Below are 3,699 nucleotides of genomic sequence, written 5' to 3'. Positions count from 1 at the left end.
CGGATAAGAGGTCTGGCTCCCATTTTTACAGGCAGAAATAATAATGATACCATGCTCGTAAGCATTATTGATTGCTTTTAAAAGAGAAGGATAATCATAAACAGATACAGTACCTAAACTTAAGTGGATGATTTTTATATCGTGGTCAATACACCAATAAATCGCCCTTTCAAGATTAGTACAGTCTCCCCTCTTGGTTTCACTATCCAGTATCTTTATGCTCCCTATCAAAGCATGTGGAGCATACTTTTGAATAATGGCTGCACAAATACTACCGTGACTTAGAGCATCAGTATATACAGTGAAACTATTAATCATCTCATGCTCATCAACTTGCAATGAGAATATTAAATTATTGGTCGTATGAGTACTAACACCATCATCAATAATTACTACTATCATGATATCTCCATAGAAATATGTGTATTTATTTGTTGGACATTACTTTGTAGTTACTATTCCAGGGTGTTTCCATATTATAGCATAAAACGTGATCCAATAAGGATTACATAGTAGGAAAATTTAAAGTAATCTGGAATAAGTCGGTTTGAGGAGTTCTCTTTAACCAAACATACTCTAGATGCACTTTATTAGATAATAAAAGGGTAGTCCCGCAGAAGTCATTTCAGCGGACTACCCTTATTTTCTTATCGATGAAACTGTTTTAATGGTCAGCAGAAGATCGGAAGATTCGAAGATTCACCAGTTGATATAACAGCCATACTACCGAAACAACAATCATCATATCGTAGCACACATTAAACAGGAACAGATGCTTGCCTATATCCGCCTGGCCATCGCCAAGGATAGGAACCATGAACCCGATGATCCCCGCCAAGCCAATCAGCATCATCAATTCCGTCCGAATCCGGCTGTTCCGGTCCGGGCAGCGAATGTACTCCCATATCGCTACAGCATAGTAGGCTGCATAGAAAAGGGTGATAGAGAGCAACGACCTTGGCATATGAGTATTCTTGAATTGACTCCAGCCGCTGTAGCTGAAGGCGAGAGTGCCTGAAGGCAGGTTCTCCTGCTTCAAATACGAGCCCAGGTAATAAGGCCGGATGTTCATGCTGTTGTTTGCAGCATATTCCATTTTGTCTATGAGTCTAGCCGGGTGCTTGAAATAAAACAATAAAATATCCGTATGTGAAATCCGGTCATAGAAATCGAGCTTCATGGCGGGGTCATCCTGCTTGATTGCCGTATCGGTCTGAAAATAGTTCGTGCCGGCCAGCACGGACAGATGTCCGGGCAGACCGAGCTCTTCCAGATCTTCCTTGACATCGGGAGAATCGTTCAAAATTCCGTAGAAGACGGTCTGATATAGATTGATATTCTTCAGCTCTTTAGGAGCGGCAATATACAAGACAACCGAAATGAGACATATCGAAGCTGACAGCCCGATCGTTAGACGGCGCCAGCTCAGGTTGTTACGGAGCGTCATAAAGCGCAGACCGAGCAGCGCGAACAAGATGCCGACCGGCGTATTTTGGATTTTGGAGCCGGTCAGGAAGAATACCGAAATAAAAAATAGCCAAAGCACAAGCTTTGAGGGTTTCTCCTGATGAAGGAGACATAGGCCGAATCCTACTGACAGCAGCATGAATACAAGCGAGACGGGTTCTCCATACAGAGAATTGAAATAAGAGATGTAGCCTACATCATAGAACATAAACAGTAGACAAACGGCCAGCACGGCTCCCACCAGGGTCGATTTATATTTGTTATGACGAACGATGATATAAGTTGCCGCCAACAGAAGCAATGAGTATAGAGCCCCAAGCACGCGTATATCGAAGGATGACGGATGAACGGCATACCCAATCAAGCGGGCAACGGCGACAACAATAATTTGTGTTGAAATATATAAGAGCTGAAAAAAATGATTATACGCAAAGTATTGGTGTGCATATCCGAAAAACCGGTCGCCGTAGGACTCGTCTGGAACTCCGTAATTCAGTCCGGCGGTTCCCATGACTCGCAGAAAGTCGCCATTGTCCGCTACTCCAATAAATGGCCTGGCGAACAGAATATATCCGATGATACATATACCTGCCAGCACGGCAAGCCATTCGACGGAAAGAAACTTTTTCATGGGTAACGATATCCTTCCTTATACCTTGATTTTTCAACGCCTCTTAAAAAGTTTACGCTGTAGCTAATCTCTTGTCTATCGTTCTTATATTTCAATGCCGCCGACTGGCTTTGCAGGTTCAAGATTTCTTCAAAATTATTTATTTGAGTGTTTTGCATAATTCCGTTTCAGAGAAGAAGCGATAGCATATTCACTGTCGTTAAGGGGTAATTTTCGAAAATGGTATTATATGGGTGAAGAAAAGGGCAGACTTGCAGAATTTTAGAACAGCTCGTTTTTTAAGCGGCAGCCCGTTTTGAATGATGAGAAACGGCGAGCGCAGATGCAAGCAGAACAATGGCATTCAAATACTGGTGAGTTGTGACTTTCTGAATGCCCCGGACATGTGCGGCGTCTGCCGTCAAATAGGTTTTCAATCGGGAGTTGCAGCGTTCTACGCTGGTTCGTTCATTGTAAAGTTCCTTCCAACGCTTTGTATCCCGATGAGGGATGCTGTATCGCCGGAGATCATCCTTCGCATTTACTTTGACGACCATTCCATAGTTTGAAGACGAGCAGGCAGCCATGCCAAGCGGACAGTCGACTTTACCCGTGGCATGCGGGCAGCGAAATTTATGCATATCGCCGTCAACTCCCCAGTATGTCATCGCATAACCCATGGAACAGCACGGTGTTCCGTTCGAGGTCATGCCAGCAGGCGGTTCCTTCTCCCCCCGCAGATTAAGGGGAATGATGGCTTGTGCCTTGACGTTGCGGGCGGCCTCATAAACTTTCATTTGGTCGTAGCCCGCATCGAGTATGAAAAATCGTGTGCTCGTCCTGGACGCTGTTTTCTCGATCAGGCCCGGCGCCATTTCTCCATCATTGACATGCGCCGGCGTTACTTCCAAGGCGATCGGCAATTCACTTTTCGTATCGACCGCCAGATGAATTTTGTAACCAAACCATGTGATTTTATTGCCGAAGGAATCAATTTTTGCGCCCCAGTTCGCATTACCCGTTTGCTCGCTTTTGCGTTTGGGCTGCTTTTTCTCGTAAGCGCGGAGAGCGGCGCTGTCTATGGCGACGTTACTGCCTTCTATGATACCTTCCTGCTGACAGCGTGTGACCAAATCCTCAAAAAGCCGTTTTGCCAAGTCCTTTCTCGTCAGTTCTGAGAAAACTCGGCTTAATGTGGATATGGAAGGAGCTTCTCGATCCAGCGGAAGACCACACTGATAACGAAACCGGAGATCCGTATCCAAACGCTTATGCAACCCTGAAAAGGTACTTATTCCTTCAAGCGGCGCAGCCAAGAGTGCTCGTAGAATACCTTGTCTGCAGTATCCCTCAGCGCCTCGGGGTGAACGGCTTCTCAGTTCCTTGGCATACGGTCTCAGATCGAGAGAACTGAAGAAGATCGGCAATCTCTCCTTGGGTTGAATTTTTAAAAGTTCTTCGAAGGAAAACAGACATTCTTGGAGAATATACAAAGTGACTTCCTCCATCCTTGAGGTTTTTGGGTTTGGTCACTTGAAAACTTCTCCAAGTTGGGGTGAAGTCCCTTTTTTATGTCCGAAAATCCTTACGGCTCAAGGCCTCAGATTACTGCAAAACGCTCA

General features: G+C 45.0%; 3 protein-coding genes. All 3 read right to left on the bottom strand.

All coding sequences use genetic code 11. From position 1 onward, the window contains the following. On the bottom strand, nt 1-402 hold a 402-nt coding region (locus BFJ94_RS25180), incomplete at its 3' end, for a S8 family serine peptidase (RefSeq protein WP_162944427.1). A 262-nt stretch (nt 403-664) separates the two neighbouring features. After that, on the bottom strand, nt 665-2,098 hold the full coding sequence (wsfD, locus tag BFJ94_RS25175; RefSeq protein WP_120460992.1) for a glycan biosynthesis hexose transferase WsfD: 1,434 nt from the start codon (nt 2,096-2,098) through the stop codon (nt 665-667). Nucleotides 2,099-2,376: 278 nt separating this feature from the next. Continuing rightward, on the bottom strand, nt 2,377-3,570 hold the full coding sequence (locus tag BFJ94_RS25170) for a transposase (protein WP_016311143.1): 1,194 nt from the start codon (nt 3,568-3,570) through the stop codon (nt 2,377-2,379). Nucleotides 3,571-3,699: the final 129 nt, after the last annotated feature.

The sequence above is a fragment of the Paenibacillus aceti genome (assembly GCF_003614185.1).
In the GTDB taxonomy this organism is placed as follows: domain Bacteria; phylum Bacillota; class Bacilli; order Paenibacillales; family Paenibacillaceae; genus Fontibacillus; species Fontibacillus aceti.
Note: the sequence above shows the minus strand (reverse complement) of the source record. Positions and strands in the feature narration are given on the sequence as shown.